A 15,035-nucleotide genomic window follows, 5' to 3' on the forward strand; every position below is an offset into this window, starting at 1 on the left:
CTTTTCTTTTTTAAGGTATTTTCTTTAATACAGTATTACGCAAGACAAGCTCAAGCAAAATGCACAAGAATGCCACCAAGGCAAAAGGCAGATAAGCCTCCTCACGCTTGCTGAATTCTTTCACGTTCAGTTTGGTCTTTTCCAACTTGTCAATCTCGCGGTAGACTTCTTCCAACTTAGAGTTGCTTGTGGCACGGAAGTAGTTTCCGTTCGTAGTACCAGCTATCTGGATCAGAGTCTGCTCATCTATTTCCACGGGCACGTTCACATATTGGATACCCGCATAAGTAGGCATCGGATAAGGTGCCGTTCCATTTGTTCCCACCCCGATGGTGTACACCCGAATACCAAACTGCTTGGCTATTTCGGCCGCCGTCAGTGGTGAAATATCTCCTCGGTTATTGCTGCCATCAGTCAACAGAATAATCACTTTCGACTTTGCCTTACTGTCCTTCAGGCGACTGATAGAATTCGCAAGCCCCATACCGATAGCTGTTCCGTCCTCAATCAACCCACGTTGTGCAATGTCACCCTTAATGCTGTTGAAAAGATTCAGCAACACAGCATGGTCGATGGTAAGCGGACATTGCGTAAATGCTTCTCCGGCAAAAATAGTCAGCCCAATATTATCGTTGGGACGCCCGTTGATAAATTCGGCAGCTACTTTCTTTGCTGCTTCCAGACGATTGGGTTTCAGGTCTTCGGCAAGCATACTGGTTGAAACGTCAACCGACAGCATGATGTCTATACCTTCTATCTCCGTGTTTTGCCAGTTGTCGGTAGTTTGCGGACGCGCCAGCACCAGCACAATCATCACAAAAGCCGCAATGCGCAACAAGAAAGGCGCATGAAGCAAATACAATTTCCAGCTTCGTGGTGCATTCATGTACATGCGGGTCGTGGAGACCTGCATAGTAGGCTCTGTTTTTTTTCTTCGCATAAAATACCACACAATGTAAGGTATCAGCAGGAGCAACAAAAACAGGTATTCAATATTTGCAAAAATCATAGTCTCTACAGTTTAATTAATTAGAAGAACAAATCGATGATATGCCGGACCACCAAGTATATACATACCACAGCACCGATACTTACAACGGCAATGCTACATATCAAGGCGATACGTCCTCGTTTCGAACGTTTTTCTTCTACACGGATTTCGGTCGGTTCTTTCTTTGCATTCGGATCTTCTTCCACCTTGGTCTGGTTTATGAAATCGATGGCATTCACCAAATTCATATCGTTTTCATTCATCAGCGGCGCATGTTTGGCAAACTTCACCAAATCGGCCGTTTCGAATAAGAGTTTCAGGTCGTCAATGGAACGTTGATCTTTTTCTTCCAACAACCGGTCAATAATTTCAGTCGAAGTCATTTCCATCGCATTAAATCCGAAACGCTCCTTGATATATGTACGGATGGCCTCGGTCAACTCCGTATAATACAGCTTCGGGTCATCGCGTTGCACTTGCTTGTCCGCCTTTATCTCTTCTATCTTTTTCATTGCTACCTGATGAGGAGGCAATTTAGGCTCTATCTTGATAATCTTGATAATCGGCTTGTTGTCACGATAGCGTATGACGAGAAATACAGCCAAAGCACCCAATATCAGCATCAGGATACCCGAATAGACCAATGGAGCTACATCGTCCCATGTGATGGGTACTTCACGAATAGCTTTCGGACCGAAGAACTGGTCAGGATGTAACGTGTCTACCGGAATGGAATACACTTTCAATGCCAAAGCTTTCGAAAAATAAGGTGTGCCGTTCACCTTCACTTCGAAGGGAGGTAAATAATACAATGCCGAATCAAACGAAGTAACCGTATATTCCTGCGAAATCAGCCATCGTTTGTTTTCATTCAGCAATTGAGTGTCTGGTTTGGCTACATCCAACACTTCCACACCTCTTACCAACGTATCACGCAGCAAGGGAAGCTGCAACTTCTGATTGGCATCCATACTGACCTGAAGTTTGATTTTCGCCTGCTCACCGATAAGCAGCTGCAACGAGTCGATGGTAGCATCCACCGTCACTTGTGCCTTTACTTCCGGAAAAGCAAAAAACAACAACGCCAGCACGCATCCCAACATTTTCAGCAGCTTCTTGCTACATATATATAATAATGTGTGTTTCATAATCTGTCACTCTCAATTTCGTTTCGCAAATAAAGTAAGCAACGCCTTTACATAATCTTGGTCGGTTCGCACCGAAACCGAATCCACATTACTGTGTGTAAAAATACCGGACAGCTTCTGCTGACGCTCCAACCACCAGGCATGATGAGCATTACGCAAAGCCTTGGACGAAGTGTCTATCCATTGTTCATGACCCGTCTCGGCATCATGTACTTTCATCAATCCCACATTGGGCAATTCTTCCATACGACGGTCATACACTTGCACAGCCACAACATCGTGCTTGCGATTAGCTATGGTCAGCGCATTCTGGTAATCGTGCTCATCAATGAAATCGCTCAACATAAAAGCTGTACACCGTTTTTTCAACACGTTAGTCAAGTATTCTATCACACACTGAATATTGGTACGCGTGCTGGTAGGCTGAAAATCCAATAATTCGCGAATGATGTACAAAATGTGCTTACGTCCCTTTTTGGGTGGAATAAACTTTTCGATACGGTCAGAAAAAAAGATAACACCGATTTTATCATTGTTCTGGATGGCAGAGAAAGCCAATGTGGCAGCTATCTCGGTCACCATATCTTTTTTCAACTGATGCACCGTACCAAAATCCAAGCTGTTCGACACATCGACCAACAGCATTACAGTCAGTTCCCGCTCTTCCTCAAACACCTTGACAAAAGGTTTGTCGAAACGAGCAGTCACATTCCAGTCTATGTCGCGCACATCATCTCCGTATTGGTACTCGCGAACTTCAGAAAAAGCCATTCCCCTCCCCTTAAAGGCCGAGTGATATTGTCCTGCAAAGATATTGCTAGACAATCCGCGGGTTTTAATTTCAATCTGACGTACCCGTTTTAACAACTCACTTGTTTCCATCTGTTTCATTTACAATTAACAACCTACAATTTACAATGAACAACTTACCTAATGGAGAAATTACATCCGCTCATTTGTTAATTGCTCCTTGTTAAACCGGTAAAAGACACGTATGCTTGCACCTGTTTGCGTGTAAGCATACGTCAATTTATAGTGCATAGCAATCAGGGTACTTCTACCTTATTCAGGATCTTGCTGACTATTTCATCCGAAGTGACATTTGTCGCTTCCGCCTCATAAGTCAACCCGATACGGTGCCGCAACACATCGTGTGCAATGGCACGTACATCTTCGGGGATAACGTATCCACGACGCTTGATGAAAGCATAGCTACGTGCAGCCAATGCCAAATTGATGGAGGCACGTGGCGAACCACCAAAACCAATCAGATTTTTCAAGTCTTTCAAATCGTATTTTTCAGGATAACGGGTAGCAAACACAATGTCGGCAATGTATTGCTCGATTTTCTCGTCAAGGTATACCTGACGCACTACCTTACGTGCCTCAATGATATCTTCAGCCTTCAGGATAGGACGCACCTGAATCTTTTCTCCGGAAATATTCTGACGAATGATTTTCTTTTCTTCTTCCAACTTCGGATAGTCAATAATCACCTTCAGCATGAAACGGTCCACTTGTGCTTCAGGCAACGGATAAGTACCCTCCTGTTCTATTGGATTTTGGGTAGCCATTACCAAAAATGGTGAAGGCAGGTCGAACGTCTCTTTGCCCAGTGTCACCTGGCGTTCCTGCATGGCTTCCAGTAAAGCACTCTGCACTTTTGCCGGTGCACGGTTGATTTCATCCGCCAAGATGAAATTGGCAAAAATAGGTCCCTTGTTAGTGACAAACCGTTCATCTTTCTGACTGTATATCATCGTACCAAGGATATCGGCAGGCAATAAGTCCGGAGTAAATTGGACACGGCTATATTTTGAATCTATTAATGAAGCAAGTGTTTTGATTGCCAAAGTCTTTGCCAATCCCGGAACACCTTCCAACAAGATGTGTCCATCCGACAACAAGCCAATCAGCAAGGATTCCACCAAATGTTTCTGTCCTACAATCACTTGGTCCATACCAGTCATCAGGTTAGTAACAAACGCACTTTCGCGTTCTATTCGTTCATTCAATGCACGAATATCAATAGCTTCAGCCATAGTTTTTCTTTATTTTTTATATGTTAAGTATTCTGTTTTTCTTATCGGCCTCAAAAGTACGGCATAATATTAACAGGAACAACTAATTTTTATTAAAAAAAGTAGCTGCCTTTCTGCATTTAAATCTTATTGGACTAAAGTTTTTTAAAATGGTCTTCATCGCTTCGGAACCAGCTTCGGAACACGTATGGAAGTACCTACAGGAATATCGTTGACATCTTTCAATATTTCCCGGTTGTAACGGGCAAGGTAAGTCCACAAATTCTTGTTACCATAATATCGCAAGGCAAGACGAGCCAAACTCTCTCCCCTGCGAAGTGTATGCGTGGCCAGTGTTCCTACAATATCATAGCGTACTGTATCCGACAAACAGAGCGGAGAAGATGGCAATCCGACCGTTTCACGATGTTTAGAAGCAGGCAAGCTGTCTACTGTCATAGCCTGTTCAGACACAACCGTACCCTTCAGTTCTTGTCGTGTTTCAGACAACACCTTTACTACTGAGTCAGGTATATATCGTCTGCCGGAAAACAAGACCCAACCCATAATACCGCCTATAATAACACCGATCAATAAAACGGAAGCAATAAAACACCAAGGCAAGCGCGGTTTCTGTTTTTGTTTTTCTACATCAAAGCGGTTTTCCGGAAACAAAGGTACAGGCTCATACTTCTCTTCTTCTGTTTCCGGCTTCATACCTTCTGTCTGTTGCAACGGTTCCGGATGTACTTCCGGTTCAAACGCAGCAGGTTCTCTTTCATCCGAAGCAGGAATTTCCATCTGTGCCTCTTCCGAGGCAATGGCTTTCTCTTCTTCCTCTATCATATCATCGAAATGAGCAGACTCATTCAGCAGAACGGTTTCAAAGTGACTGAACGGCTTGTTGACCAACTCACGCATAGATACATCCGGCATAAACGAAAGACACGATCTTCCAGCATTCCCGTCATCGGAATCTATCAGCTTGAAGGTTCCCAAACCTTTAATTTTCACATATTTGTCGGTTGCCAATGTTTCTTTTATCAAGGCGAAAAAAGCTTCGACAAACGCTTCTGCATCTGCCTCTTCCATCTGGTGGCGTTGCGCCAACAACATCACCAGTTCTTCTTTTGTGAATTTATCATCCATTAGCAAACGAACTGTTTTTATGTTTTTCTAACTCATAAGAAGCCGGTTCAAATATCAATACAAGTTTCGGAGGTACCAAAAAACGTTGCTTGGACGCCAGGTTATACACAATCCGTTCCAACTCTTTCTTTACACTGAATGTACCGAAACCGTCGAAATCCAGCCTTTTCCCTTCCTGTAACTGTTCGCCCATAATGTCTACCATCGAAGCAATTAACTGTGCTGCATCCTTATTGGTATATCCCAACCGGCGTGACAATTCTCCTGTCAACTCCTTGTTATTCATAGTCTTATTTTACGCTAGAATTTCCGATAACAGTTGACGAGCTGACAAAGTAGAAAACCTTGCCAACTCGTCAACCGTTAATTATCAACTAATTATTTCAGCATATAAATCAAAATCATCGGCATCATAAACTTTCACGCGGTGAAAAGAACCTATATGCAAGATTTTGCCTTCATCTTTCACCAATACTTCAGGATCTACCTCTGGCGAATCAAATTCGGTCCGGCCCACATAATATTCACCTTCTCTACGGTCGATAATAATCTGGAATTCTTTACCGATTTTGGCATGACACTGCTCGTTTGAAATTTCCTGCTGAATTGCCATCAGTTCGTCCAGACGGCGCTGCTTCACTTCTTCCGCAACATCGTCTTTATAGTGGCGTGCCGAATACGTACCCTCTTCTTCCGAATAGGCAAATGCCCCCATACGTTCGAACCGGGCATGACGCACAAACTCTTTCAACTCCTCGAAATCTTGCTCAGTCTCACCTGGAAATCCTACCATCAACGTGGTACGCAAATGAATACCCGGCACTTCATGGCGGAACTGCTCAATCAAAGCATAGGTTTCTTCTTTCGTAACATGACGGCGCATCCGTTGTAACATATTATCACTGATGTGTTGCAAGGCAATATCCATGTACTTGCACACATTACTGTGCTCACGCATCACACGAAACAAATCTTGCGGGAAATGTGCCGGATAAGCATAATGCAGGCGAATCCATTTCACACCCGGAATTTCAGCCATCTGTTCAATCAATTGCGGAAGCATTTGCTTCTTATAAAGGTCAATACCGTAATAAGTCAGCTCTTGCGCTATCACCTGAAACTCTTTCACTCCTTGTGCAACAAGCAGGCGCACTTCATCCAGAATTTCCTCCATCGGGCGCGAGACATGCTTGCCTGTAATGATAGGTATGGCACAATAGGCACATTTCCGGTCACACCCTTCCGAAATCTTCAGGTATGCATAATGCTTGGGAGTTGTCAAGTGACGTTCGATGGCACATTCAGAATGGTAAGTCTTACCCAAGTCGGCAAGCAACTCGTTCCAGTTAAACTTTCCATAAAACTTATCCACCTGAGGAATTTCCACTTGCAAATCTTTCAAGTAACGCTCTGACAAACACCCCATAACGTAGAGTTTCTTCAACCGCCCTTCTTCTTTAGCTTGGCAAAATTCTAAAATCATGTTGACAGACTCTTCCTTGGCATCGCCGATAAACCCACAAGTGTTGATGACCGCAATTTCTCCTTGTGGATTTTCACTGTCATGTGTCACCCTATAACCGTTCAATTCAAGCTGCTTCATCAGTTTTTCCGAATCAACCAGGTTCTTCGAACAGCCCAAAGTGATGATATCAATCGTATTTTTTCTCATTCAACTTTACTTATTTGTTTCCAAACAGTGAATCCACAAATTCGCGGCGGCGGAATATCTGCAAATCTTCCATGCCTTCGCCCAGCCCGATGTATTTCACTGGAATCTTAAACTGGTCAGAAATACCGATTACGACACCTCCTTTAGCAGTCCCGTCCAGTTTGGTAATAGCCATTGCATTGACTTCTGTTGCCAATGTAAACTGTTTAGCCTGCTCGAAAGCATTCTGTCCCGTAGAACCATCAAGCACCAGCAACACTTCATGAGGAGCATCAGGCACCACCTTTTTCATCACATTCTTGATTTTGGTCAATTCGTTCATCAAGCCGATTTTATTGTGCAGACGTCCAGCCGTATCAATGATGACCACGTCGGCATGATTTGCCACCGCCGAACTTAATGTGTCAAATGCCACCGAAGCAGGATCGGAACCCATCTTCTGCTTTATAACAGGCACCCCTACCCGTTCGCCCCATATCACGAGTTGTTCTACAGCAGCTGCACGGAAAGTATCGGCAGCTCCCAAATAGACCGACTTGCCGGCTTTCTTAAACTGATAGGCAAGCTTGCCGATAGTGGTGGTCTTTCCTACTCCGTTTACGCCCACTACCATGATGACGTATGGCGTCTTTCCTGCGGGAATATCAAAATCATCTGCATCTACCGTATTGTTTTCAGTCAGCAGGGCTGCTATTTCCTCACGCAAGATGTTGTTCAGTTCTTCGGTATTGATGTATTTGTCTTGTGCCACACGCTTCTCGATGCGCTTGATGATTTTCAGCGTGGTTTCCACACCTACGTCCGAAGTAATCAGCACTTCTTCCAGATTGTCCAGCACTTCGTCATCTACCTTGGATTTGCCTGCCACAGCCCGGGCTATCTTGCTAAACACGCTCTGCTTGGTTTTCGACAATCCTTTGTCCAACGTTTCCTTCTTTTCCTTCGAGAAAAAACTAAATATTCCCATACGATATGTCTTTATGTTATCTGCTATGTTTGTGCAAATATACGGATTTTTCTCTAAAACAAACGAATGAGTTTATTAGTTTGTCAAGGCAAACACATCTAAATTATACAGATTATCCGATTCCGGAAAAAAGATTATCCCATTTTGGAAAGAGGATTATTTGCTCCAGTACCAAAATCTGCCCTTAAAAATCGTACCGTACATGAATGAAACAAAAAAGCCTTGCGGCTTCCGGCGTTTATTACAACGGCAGATAGCTGCAAGGCTTCATTGAAAATCTATATCAAATAAATCAATATCCCGGGTTTTGAGTCCAATGCGGATAGGTATTCAGCACATCTCTGTGCAAGGGGAATATACGACAAGTCTTTTCGAAACGTGCTGTCGGGAAATCTTTCTTATGAAAACCATATTCGTTTTCAAACGTTCCGAAACGAATCATATCATTTCTACGCCAGTTTTCATCAAAAAATTCCCTTCCACGTTCGTCCAACAAATCTTGCAAAGAAGGAGTTGTAGCCAGAAGTGGAGCCTGGGCATATTCCCGGATTTGATTGAACAGACTCATCGCTGTCTCACCATTAGTAGCCGTACCACCTCGAACAATGGCTTCCGCCTTTGTCAGCAAGATATCTGCATAACGGAATATCGGCAAGTCATTCGACTGGTTTCTTCCATTCTTGTAATCGTCATCAATCACAAAAAACTTCACCGAACGGTAGCCTTGGCTATATCCTTTCGTGTTATCACCTACTCCCAATTGCACATCGTCAGGGATTTCAAGCGAAACGGTTTGAGTCAGCACAATAGGTTTGCCGTTTTCATCCAAAGCTATTTCCGAAGTCGGCTGGTAAGTATTCGGGTCATAAACATGTACAGTATCGCCAATTACGCTGTTATTACGTATGTCTCCTTCCAAACAGAAAAGACGTGAGAATTCAGGATTCATCGTAATATACCCGCCTGCAGAATTGCTTAACTTCATACCATAATAACTTTTTTCAACATCTCCTGCATTCTTCCAGGTACGTGCCCGCCCGTATTGCATACCTGTAGCAGTATATGTATCATACGGCATGGCATAGATAAAATCTTCTACTTGCGAACCATTATCGGGGCCAAACTTTTCAGCGTAAGGCATTGAACCTAAATTGAATTTGCCGGATGCGATAATATCATCACAGATTCTGATACAATCATTCAGTTTTTCATTCTCAGCTGTAGCAGCTTCATATTGCTCAACCGAAGAAGCTGTATACACAGCCCAGTTGATATACAACTTTGCCAACAAAGCTTCTGCCATCCATTTAGTCGGCTTACCATAGGTATTGTCACTGACTTCATCGGTGAGTTGAGGAATGATTTCCAATAATTCGCTTTCAATCCAACGGGCGACTTCTGCACGTGGAGCACGTACTACTTCATCATTCGTTACAGGCAGGTAATCCAAAATAGGCACATCTCCCCAGCAGTCCATAATAATGAAAGTGAAAAAAGCACGCATTGCCCGCGCAGGAGCGATATCGGCAGGGGCTGCTTCTTCGCCTCCCAAATCACGGATTACCGTATTGGCTTTGGTAATGCCGCTGATAACCGTAGGCATCCAGTCAATCGATGCGTCTTCTGTTCTAAAATCGTGAAGGCTCGGATGGGAATAACAACCACTGTCGTACCAGCCTCCTCCGTATGAAACAGCTGTATATTCATCGCTCGACAAAGACATCGCTTCCATATAACGACGTCCGAATACATCACGCAAATGGAAATAAACATCCGCGTTCTTCGCCTCTACTGCAATATCATTTATTGGATATTGAGTATATTGAGACTCTATATTTACATCTAAGTCTGTACATCCAGCAAGTAAAGCGGCAGTACAAATAGCATATAATGATTTTATATTCATTTTCATAATTGTAAGTCTGTTGATAATTAGAAATTAACTTTTAAACCAATCATAGTGGTACGGGTATGCGGATAAGCGCTCCAACGGTAATCAACACCAGGAGCTAAGCCACCCATGTTTACTTCAGGATCAAGCCCCTTATAACTAGTGATAGTGAATACATTGTTGCAAGTAATGTATAATTGTGCATTCTTCAACCAATTGTCAAAGTTTTTGAACGTATACCCCAACGTCAGAGTGGACAGACGAAGGTATGAACCGTTTTCAATGAAACGGTCAGAAGGACGATTATTAGATGTATCTGTAGCCGGACGTTCGTAAAGGAATTCTCTCAGCACATTCTTACCGTTCGAAAAGTTTTCCGGACTGGTATAGTTAGCACGTGAACCATTGTAGATATCATTGCCGAATACACCGGTAAAGAATACCGTTGCATACCAATTCTTCCAAGAGAAAGTGTTATTCCATCCAAAGTTCAGCTTGGGTTGTGCGCAACCGGTAATGGTACGGTCCTTATCGCTAGGGTCAGTGGTCGTTTCTCCCGTACGTTCTCCTGTTTCTTCATCTCTTACATAATAAGTAGCGATTCCGTTTTCATTATATCCGGCAAATTCAAAGGTATAGAATGTTCCGAGAGGTTCACCTTCCAAGATACGTTGGGTATAACCATTGGCAGAAACACCGGCTACCATCGGGTCACCCTGTGTAAATAAAGATACTTCGAATTGATCGTTTGACAATCTGTCTACAGTATTTTTATTGTGAGACAAGGTAACCGTCGTACTCCATTCGAAATCCCGAGTACGTACAGGAACAGCATTAATAGAAAATTCGATACCTTGATTGGTTATTTCACCTACATTGGCCTGGATATCGCCGAATGGATAAAGACTGGTAGAAACCGGATAATTCCAAATCAAGTCCTTGGTCTTTTTGTTATACCATTCGATGGTACCATTCAAACGGCCGTTGAAGAAAGCATAATCGATACCGATGTTAAACATTCCGGTAGATTCCCATTTCAAGTCAGGATTGGCGTTCTTGGTAGCCGCCAGCGTACGCCAACTCTTGCCGTTGTAAGTAAAGAAGCCCGATGCACCGTAGGTTTCATACGGGGTATAAGCTCCGAAGCCCAAAGCATTACCGCTGACACCATATCCCAAACGAAGTTTCAGGTTACTAATCACATCTTGGTGCTTCATGAAATCTTCTTCCGTAATGTTCCAGGCAACACTGACTGATGGGAATGTACCCCAACGGTTATTTTTGCCAAACACAGAAGAACCATCACGACGGATAGTAGCCTGAATCATATACTTGCTGTTGTATGAATAACCCACACGACCATAGAATGAGATATTGCGGACTGTTTCTTTGGTTCCACTTTCTATAGCAGGAATGCCGTCAATAGTACTTGCATAAGTCAACTGATTCCATTTCAACACATCATCATAAAAATCGTGCACAGTCAGCCCAAAGCCATCATTTGACATCCTTTCTTCCCATGAATAACCTGCCATGATAGACAATTTATGTGCATCATTGATAGTTGTATCATAATTTCCGTAAGTTTCGAAAATGTGTTCATGCCCGAAGTAAGTATTACGCTTCGCCTGGCCGTTCTGCGCGTTGATACCCGGCTGCTGTGTGTTGTGGGTATGATATTCGCTGTAAGTGCGCTGGTTGTTGGTGAATGAGTAGTTGGCACTCCATTTCAAACCTTTGACAATTTCCAAAGTGGCCTTACTGATGAGTTGTGTGTTTTTATAGATTGTTTCAGAAGTATCTTCATAAATCAGCGACAATGGATTTATGTTCTGGCTGCCCGAAGCCTGTGTCCAGTTCCCATCATCGCGAACCGGAAGCATCGGAGAAAAATAATTCATGGCATCCAATACAGACACACCTTCATCATCCATGGGTACACCTACGCCTTTCCCGTAACGAGAATTAACGCCCACCGACAGTTCCAAGCGGTCTTTAAGCACCCTAGTGGTAAGCAAAGAACGTATATTCAAGCGATCCATATCTGTACCTAAAATGACACCTTGACGATTTTGGTAATTGATACTTGCCATATAAGTTGTCTTTTCTGAACCACCATTGATAGAAACATTGTGATTATGGCTGACTGCTGTACGAAGCACTTCATCTTGCCAATCAGTATTGGCACCCATATCATTAGATAATGTCAGACCGTTTTTTTCGGCATATGCCCGAAGTTCATCGGCCGTAGCCATATCCATTTTTTTTAAAATCTTGTCAAAAGCTACATAACCGCTATAAGTGACATTGGTACGTCCTTTTTTCCCCTTCTTGGTATTGATGATAATAACACCATTGGCAGCCTTTGAGCCATAAATAGCTGTTGCTGTTGCATCACGAAGCACATCAATACTTTCAATATCATCTGGAGCAACCATGGAAATATCAACGCCCGGAATACCGTCGATTACATAATACGGCTGCATGGCAGCACCTTCACGCAAAGAAGAAGCACCACGCAAGGTTATACTCGGACTTCCGTTCGGGTCGCCGCTAGTAGTAATGGCTAAACCCGGAACTTTACCTTGTAATAACTGGGCGGGATCTGAGTAAACACCCACATTCAAATCTTCAGCTTTGATGGTGGTAATCGAACTGGTTACATCTTTACGCTGCATAGAACCATAGCCGATAACTACGACTTCTTCCAGCATCTGGTCATCTTCCTGCATGGTTACATTAATGGTATTGGAGCGTACTTTAATTTCTTGGGAAAGATAACCAATGTAAGAAAACACCAAAGTCTTGCCTTGAAGTACATTGATGGAAAACTTTCCGTCCATATCGGTAATACTACCATTTGTGGTTCCTTTTTCCACTACACTCACGCCTATCAGCGGTTCGCCAGTCTTATCCTTTACAATACCTGTCACCGCATTTTGGGCAAATGCATACATACTCACTAAAAGAAAAACCGCGAGAGAAAACAGGTTTCTCCGCGTCTGCCTGTTTGTTACTAGTTTGCTTTGCATAAATTTGTATAGATTTAATTAATTAACTATTCAATGGCAAAATTAAACATATTCTGTAACACTTATTACATTGATGGCATAATTTTTTCTAACCGAAGTTATTTTTAATAAAATTTACGTCACTAAAAACACTGTAAGCATGCATCGGATTCTTTTTGGTTAACATTCTTTTAATATTACAGATTCACATGGAGAAAGCAATACAAGTTTTTTTAGAAACTGTCTTGAATTTATCGCGTGCAGATTTGGGATGAGTTTTTAAGGCTGCGTATAGATACTAAAAAAAACTCCTTTCGAAATCGAAAGGAGTTTTAATGATATAATTAACTCTAATTAAAGCCTTATTTCTTAAAAAAGTCCTGAACTTTTTCATTAGGTACCATCTGTTCGTCAAAAACATAAGCACCAGTCTTCGGCGACTTAACCATTTTGATAACCTTTGTATAAGAACGGCCTTCTTTTCCTGTCTGAAGGGTTGCGACTGTTTTCTTTGCCATGGTGTCTTATTATTTAATTTCTTTGTGAACTGTTACTCTTTTCAAAATAGGATTGTATTTCTTCAATTCCAATCTCTCGGGTGTATTCTTTCTATTCTTCGTAGTGATGTAACGAGAAGTACCCGGCATACCACTATCTTTCATTTCAGTGCATTCCAAGATTACTTGCACTCTGTTGCCTTTAGCTTTCTTAGCCATACTTTTACTCTCCTTTTAATTAACCAACGATTTTGATAGTTTTCCAATCACAGTAACCTTTCGCAACAGCTTCATTCAGTGCTGCATCCAGCCCTTTCTTATTAATAATTCTCAAGCCGTTAGCACTAATCTTCAGGCTAATCCAGCAATCTTGTTCTACATAGTAGAATTTTTTTGTAAACAAGTTCACATCGAACGTTCTTTTCGTTCTTCTTTTTGAGTGTGAAACGTTGTTGCCAATCATGGCTTTCTTTCCGGTAATTTGACAAATTTTCGACATTTCTATCTAGTTTTTATAGTTTTATTTCTATGCTCCTTAAAACGGAGTGCAAAGTAAGCGGTTTTATTTTACATATGCAAGTTTTTCTTCAATAAATTGCCTTTTATTGCTCATTTTCTTTGTTTTGGCAAATAGAGAGCAACAGTTGAAGCACATTTTTAGTAGCAAACTGGATATTTTTGTCGCGTCCCTCGTCTTCTGTCAGCTTGAGTGTCATAATTTTGTCTTTACTCCCGGCTGCCAGCCAAATGGTACCGACAGGCTTCTCAGGAGTACCTCCACCCGGTCCGGCAATGCCCGATGTAGCCATGGCATAATCAGTCCCAAAAGTATCAATAGCTCCCTTCACCATTTCGATTACGGTTTCTTCACTCACCGCTCCGCATGCCTGAAGGGTTTCCGCTTTTACATGCAACAAGTTTTCCTTCACTTCATCGGCATATGCTACCACTCCACCTTTATAAAAACGTGAGCTACCGGGTACTGCCGTAATAATGGCTGCTACATTTCCGGCCGTACAACTTTCTGCAGTTGCCAATGTATAACCTTCTCTCCAAAAGATTTCGCTGATTTCCTTGCTCAGCTTTTTAGTTTCTACTGACATGTCCTTTATCTGTTTTTTAGTTAATAACTTCGTCCAGGAGTCAAAAGCCAATAGCCAGACTTTCGAAAACCGGCATAAAAAGGATTGCTTCTGATTTCCTTCAACTCCTTATTATTATTATATTAATAATATCTGCAAACAGCCAATATATACCCCCTAAAAAAGAACATATACTGCATCGGCAGTTGAATATATACTGCATCTGCGATTGAATATATACTGCATCGGCAGTTGAATATATCTTCATCGGCGAACGCAGTACTACTGCGTTTTTAACCCGAACAAACTGGCTATGCAGACATTCATCAGAAACTGTTTAAAATTTCCAATAAAGCAATATTATATCAGGTCCTTTTGAGCTTGCTACCGGTCTGTTTTCCCGGTTTTATCCGGAAAGTAACTACCTCATCCCTGTATAAATCAGAAAAGCAGCCCCGATTATGTCCAGAAACTGTTTTGAATTTCTACAGAAAGTCTCTCAAAACAAACCTGAGCAAATTTCAAACAGGTTCTAAGAAGCTGTTTTGAATTTCTCCAAAAAGTTTTTCTTGGCTTGATGTATCCGTTTTCGTGTGTGCTTTGGGC

At 42.3% G+C, this 15,035-nt stretch carries 14 protein-coding genes; all 14 read right to left on the reverse strand.

All coding sequences use genetic code 11. From position 1 onward, the window contains the following. Positions 1–10 precede the first annotated feature (10 nt). Entirely contained in the window at positions 11–1,009 is a 999-nt protein-coding gene (locus H9625_RS10635) for a vWA domain-containing protein (RefSeq protein WP_022040013.1), read from the reverse strand. 20 nt (positions 1,010–1,029) lie between these two features. Further along, a complete protein-coding gene (locus H9625_RS10640) occupies positions 1,030–2,139 on the reverse strand; it encodes a hypothetical protein (protein ID WP_394354935.1) in 1,110 nt (369 codons plus the stop codon). A gap of 12 nt (positions 2,140–2,151) precedes the next feature. Beyond that, the gene (locus H9625_RS10645) at positions 2,152–3,021 is read right to left on the reverse strand and encodes a DUF58 domain-containing protein (protein WP_022040011.1); all 870 of its coding nucleotides are present in this window, start codon (positions 3,019–3,021) and stop codon (positions 2,152–2,154) included. A 164-nt stretch (positions 3,022–3,185) separates the two neighbouring features. Beyond that, positions 3,186–4,181, reverse strand: coding sequence for an AAA family ATPase (locus H9625_RS10650; protein ID WP_087398321.1), 996 nt, complete (start codon positions 4,179–4,181; stop codon positions 3,186–3,188). A gap of 156 nt (positions 4,182–4,337) precedes the next feature. Further along, positions 4,338–5,309 (reverse strand): HU family DNA-binding protein, encoded by a 972-nt coding sequence (locus H9625_RS10655; protein WP_191764305.1) that lies wholly within the window; start codon positions 5,307–5,309, stop codon positions 4,338–4,340. Next, positions 5,302–5,595 carry an HU family DNA-binding protein gene (locus H9625_RS10660; protein ID WP_191764307.1) on the reverse strand — a complete coding sequence of 98 codons (294 nt, stop codon included), beginning with the start codon at positions 5,593–5,595 and terminating at the stop codon, positions 5,302–5,304. The genes H9625_RS10655 and H9625_RS10660 overlap by 8 nt, the downstream gene beginning before the upstream one ends. 84 nt (positions 5,596–5,679) lie before the next feature. Then, complete coding sequence (gene rimO / locus H9625_RS10665) at positions 5,680–6,981, reverse strand: 30S ribosomal protein S12 methylthiotransferase RimO (RefSeq protein WP_022040007.1); 1,302 nt, start codon at positions 6,979–6,981, stop codon at positions 5,680–5,682. A 10-nt stretch (positions 6,982–6,991) separates the two neighbouring features. After that, positions 6,992–7,948, reverse strand: a complete 957-nt coding sequence (gene ftsY, locus H9625_RS10670; RefSeq protein WP_022040006.1) for a signal recognition particle-docking protein FtsY — start codon at positions 7,946–7,948, stop codon at positions 6,992–6,994. A 292-nt stretch (positions 7,949–8,240) separates the two neighbouring features. Continuing rightward, positions 8,241–9,860, reverse strand: a complete 1,620-nt coding sequence (locus tag H9625_RS10675) for a RagB/SusD family nutrient uptake outer membrane protein (protein WP_087209959.1) — start codon at positions 9,858–9,860, stop codon at positions 8,241–8,243. Between the two features lie 20 nt (positions 9,861–9,880). After that, positions 9,881–12,871: a SusC/RagA family TonB-linked outer membrane protein gene (locus H9625_RS10680; protein ID WP_087209956.1), complete on the reverse strand. Its 2,991-nt coding sequence runs from the start codon at positions 12,869–12,871 to the stop codon at positions 9,881–9,883. A 341-nt stretch (positions 12,872–13,212) separates the two neighbouring features. Beyond that, positions 13,213–13,368, reverse strand: a complete 156-nt coding sequence (locus tag H9625_RS10685; protein ID WP_007558249.1) for a DUF4295 domain-containing protein — start codon at positions 13,366–13,368, stop codon at positions 13,213–13,215. 9 nt (positions 13,369–13,377) lie between these two features. After that, positions 13,378–13,566 (reverse strand): 50S ribosomal protein L33, encoded by a 189-nt coding sequence (gene rpmG, locus H9625_RS10690; protein ID WP_013616632.1) that lies wholly within the window; start codon positions 13,564–13,566, stop codon positions 13,378–13,380. Between the two features lie 19 nt (positions 13,567–13,585). Continuing rightward, positions 13,586–13,846 carry a 50S ribosomal protein L28 gene (rpmB, locus tag H9625_RS10695; protein WP_022040002.1) on the reverse strand — a complete coding sequence of 87 codons (261 nt, stop codon included), beginning with the start codon at positions 13,844–13,846 and terminating at the stop codon, positions 13,586–13,588. A 103-nt stretch (positions 13,847–13,949) separates the two neighbouring features. After that, on the reverse strand, positions 13,950–14,450 hold the full coding sequence (locus H9625_RS10700) for a CinA family protein (RefSeq protein WP_022040001.1): 501 nt from the start codon (positions 14,448–14,450) through the stop codon (positions 13,950–13,952). Positions 14,451–15,035: the final 585 nt, after the last annotated feature.

It is taken from the genome of Phocaeicola intestinalis, from assembly GCF_014837065.1.
Lineage (GTDB): Bacteria > Bacteroidota > Bacteroidia > Bacteroidales > Bacteroidaceae > Phocaeicola > Phocaeicola intestinalis.

Bases quoted from the DNA above. Each gene is read 5' to 3' on its own strand.
- H9625_RS10655 (WP_191764305.1), bottom strand. From the start codon at position 5,309: ATGGATGATAAATTCACAAAAGAAGAACTGGTGATGTTGTTGGCGCAA.
- H9625_RS10645 (WP_022040011.1), bottom strand. From the start codon at position 3,021: ATGGAAACAAGTGAGTTGTTAAAACGGGTACGTCAGATTGAAATTAAA.
- rpmG (WP_013616632.1), bottom strand. From the start codon at position 13,566: ATGGCTAAGAAAGCTAAAGGCAACAGAGTGCAAGTAATCTTGGAATGC.
- H9625_RS10650 (WP_087398321.1), bottom strand. From the start codon at position 4,181: ATGGCTGAAGCTATTGATATTCGTGCATTGAATGAACGAATAGAACGC.
- H9625_RS10640 (WP_394354935.1), bottom strand. From the start codon at position 2,139: ATGAAACACACATTATTATATATATGTAGCAAGAAGCTGCTGAAAATG.
- H9625_RS10675 (WP_087209959.1), bottom strand. From the start codon at position 9,860: ATGAAAATGAATATAAAATCATTATATGCTATTTGTACTGCCGCTTTA.
- rpmB (WP_022040002.1), bottom strand. From the start codon at position 13,846: ATGTCGAAAATTTGTCAAATTACCGGAAAGAAAGCCATGATTGGCAAC.
- H9625_RS10635 (WP_022040013.1), bottom strand. From the start codon at position 1,009: ATGATTTTTGCAAATATTGAATACCTGTTTTTGTTGCTCCTGCTGATA.
- H9625_RS10660 (WP_191764307.1), bottom strand. From the start codon at position 5,595: ATGAATAACAAGGAGTTGACAGGAGAATTGTCACGCCGGTTGGGATAT.
- H9625_RS10700 (WP_022040001.1), bottom strand. From the start codon at position 14,450: ATGTCAGTAGAAACTAAAAAGCTGAGCAAGGAAATCAGCGAAATCTTT.
- rimO (WP_022040007.1), bottom strand. From the start codon at position 6,981: ATGAGAAAAAATACGATTGATATCATCACTTTGGGCTGTTCGAAGAAC.
- H9625_RS10685 (WP_007558249.1), bottom strand. From the start codon at position 13,368: ATGGCAAAGAAAACAGTCGCAACCCTTCAGACAGGAAAAGAAGGCCGT.
- H9625_RS10680 (WP_087209956.1), bottom strand. From the start codon at position 12,871: ATGCAAAGCAAACTAGTAACAAACAGGCAGACGCGGAGAAACCTGTTT.
- ftsY (WP_022040006.1), bottom strand. From the start codon at position 7,948: ATGGGAATATTTAGTTTTTTCTCGAAGGAAAAGAAGGAAACGTTGGAC.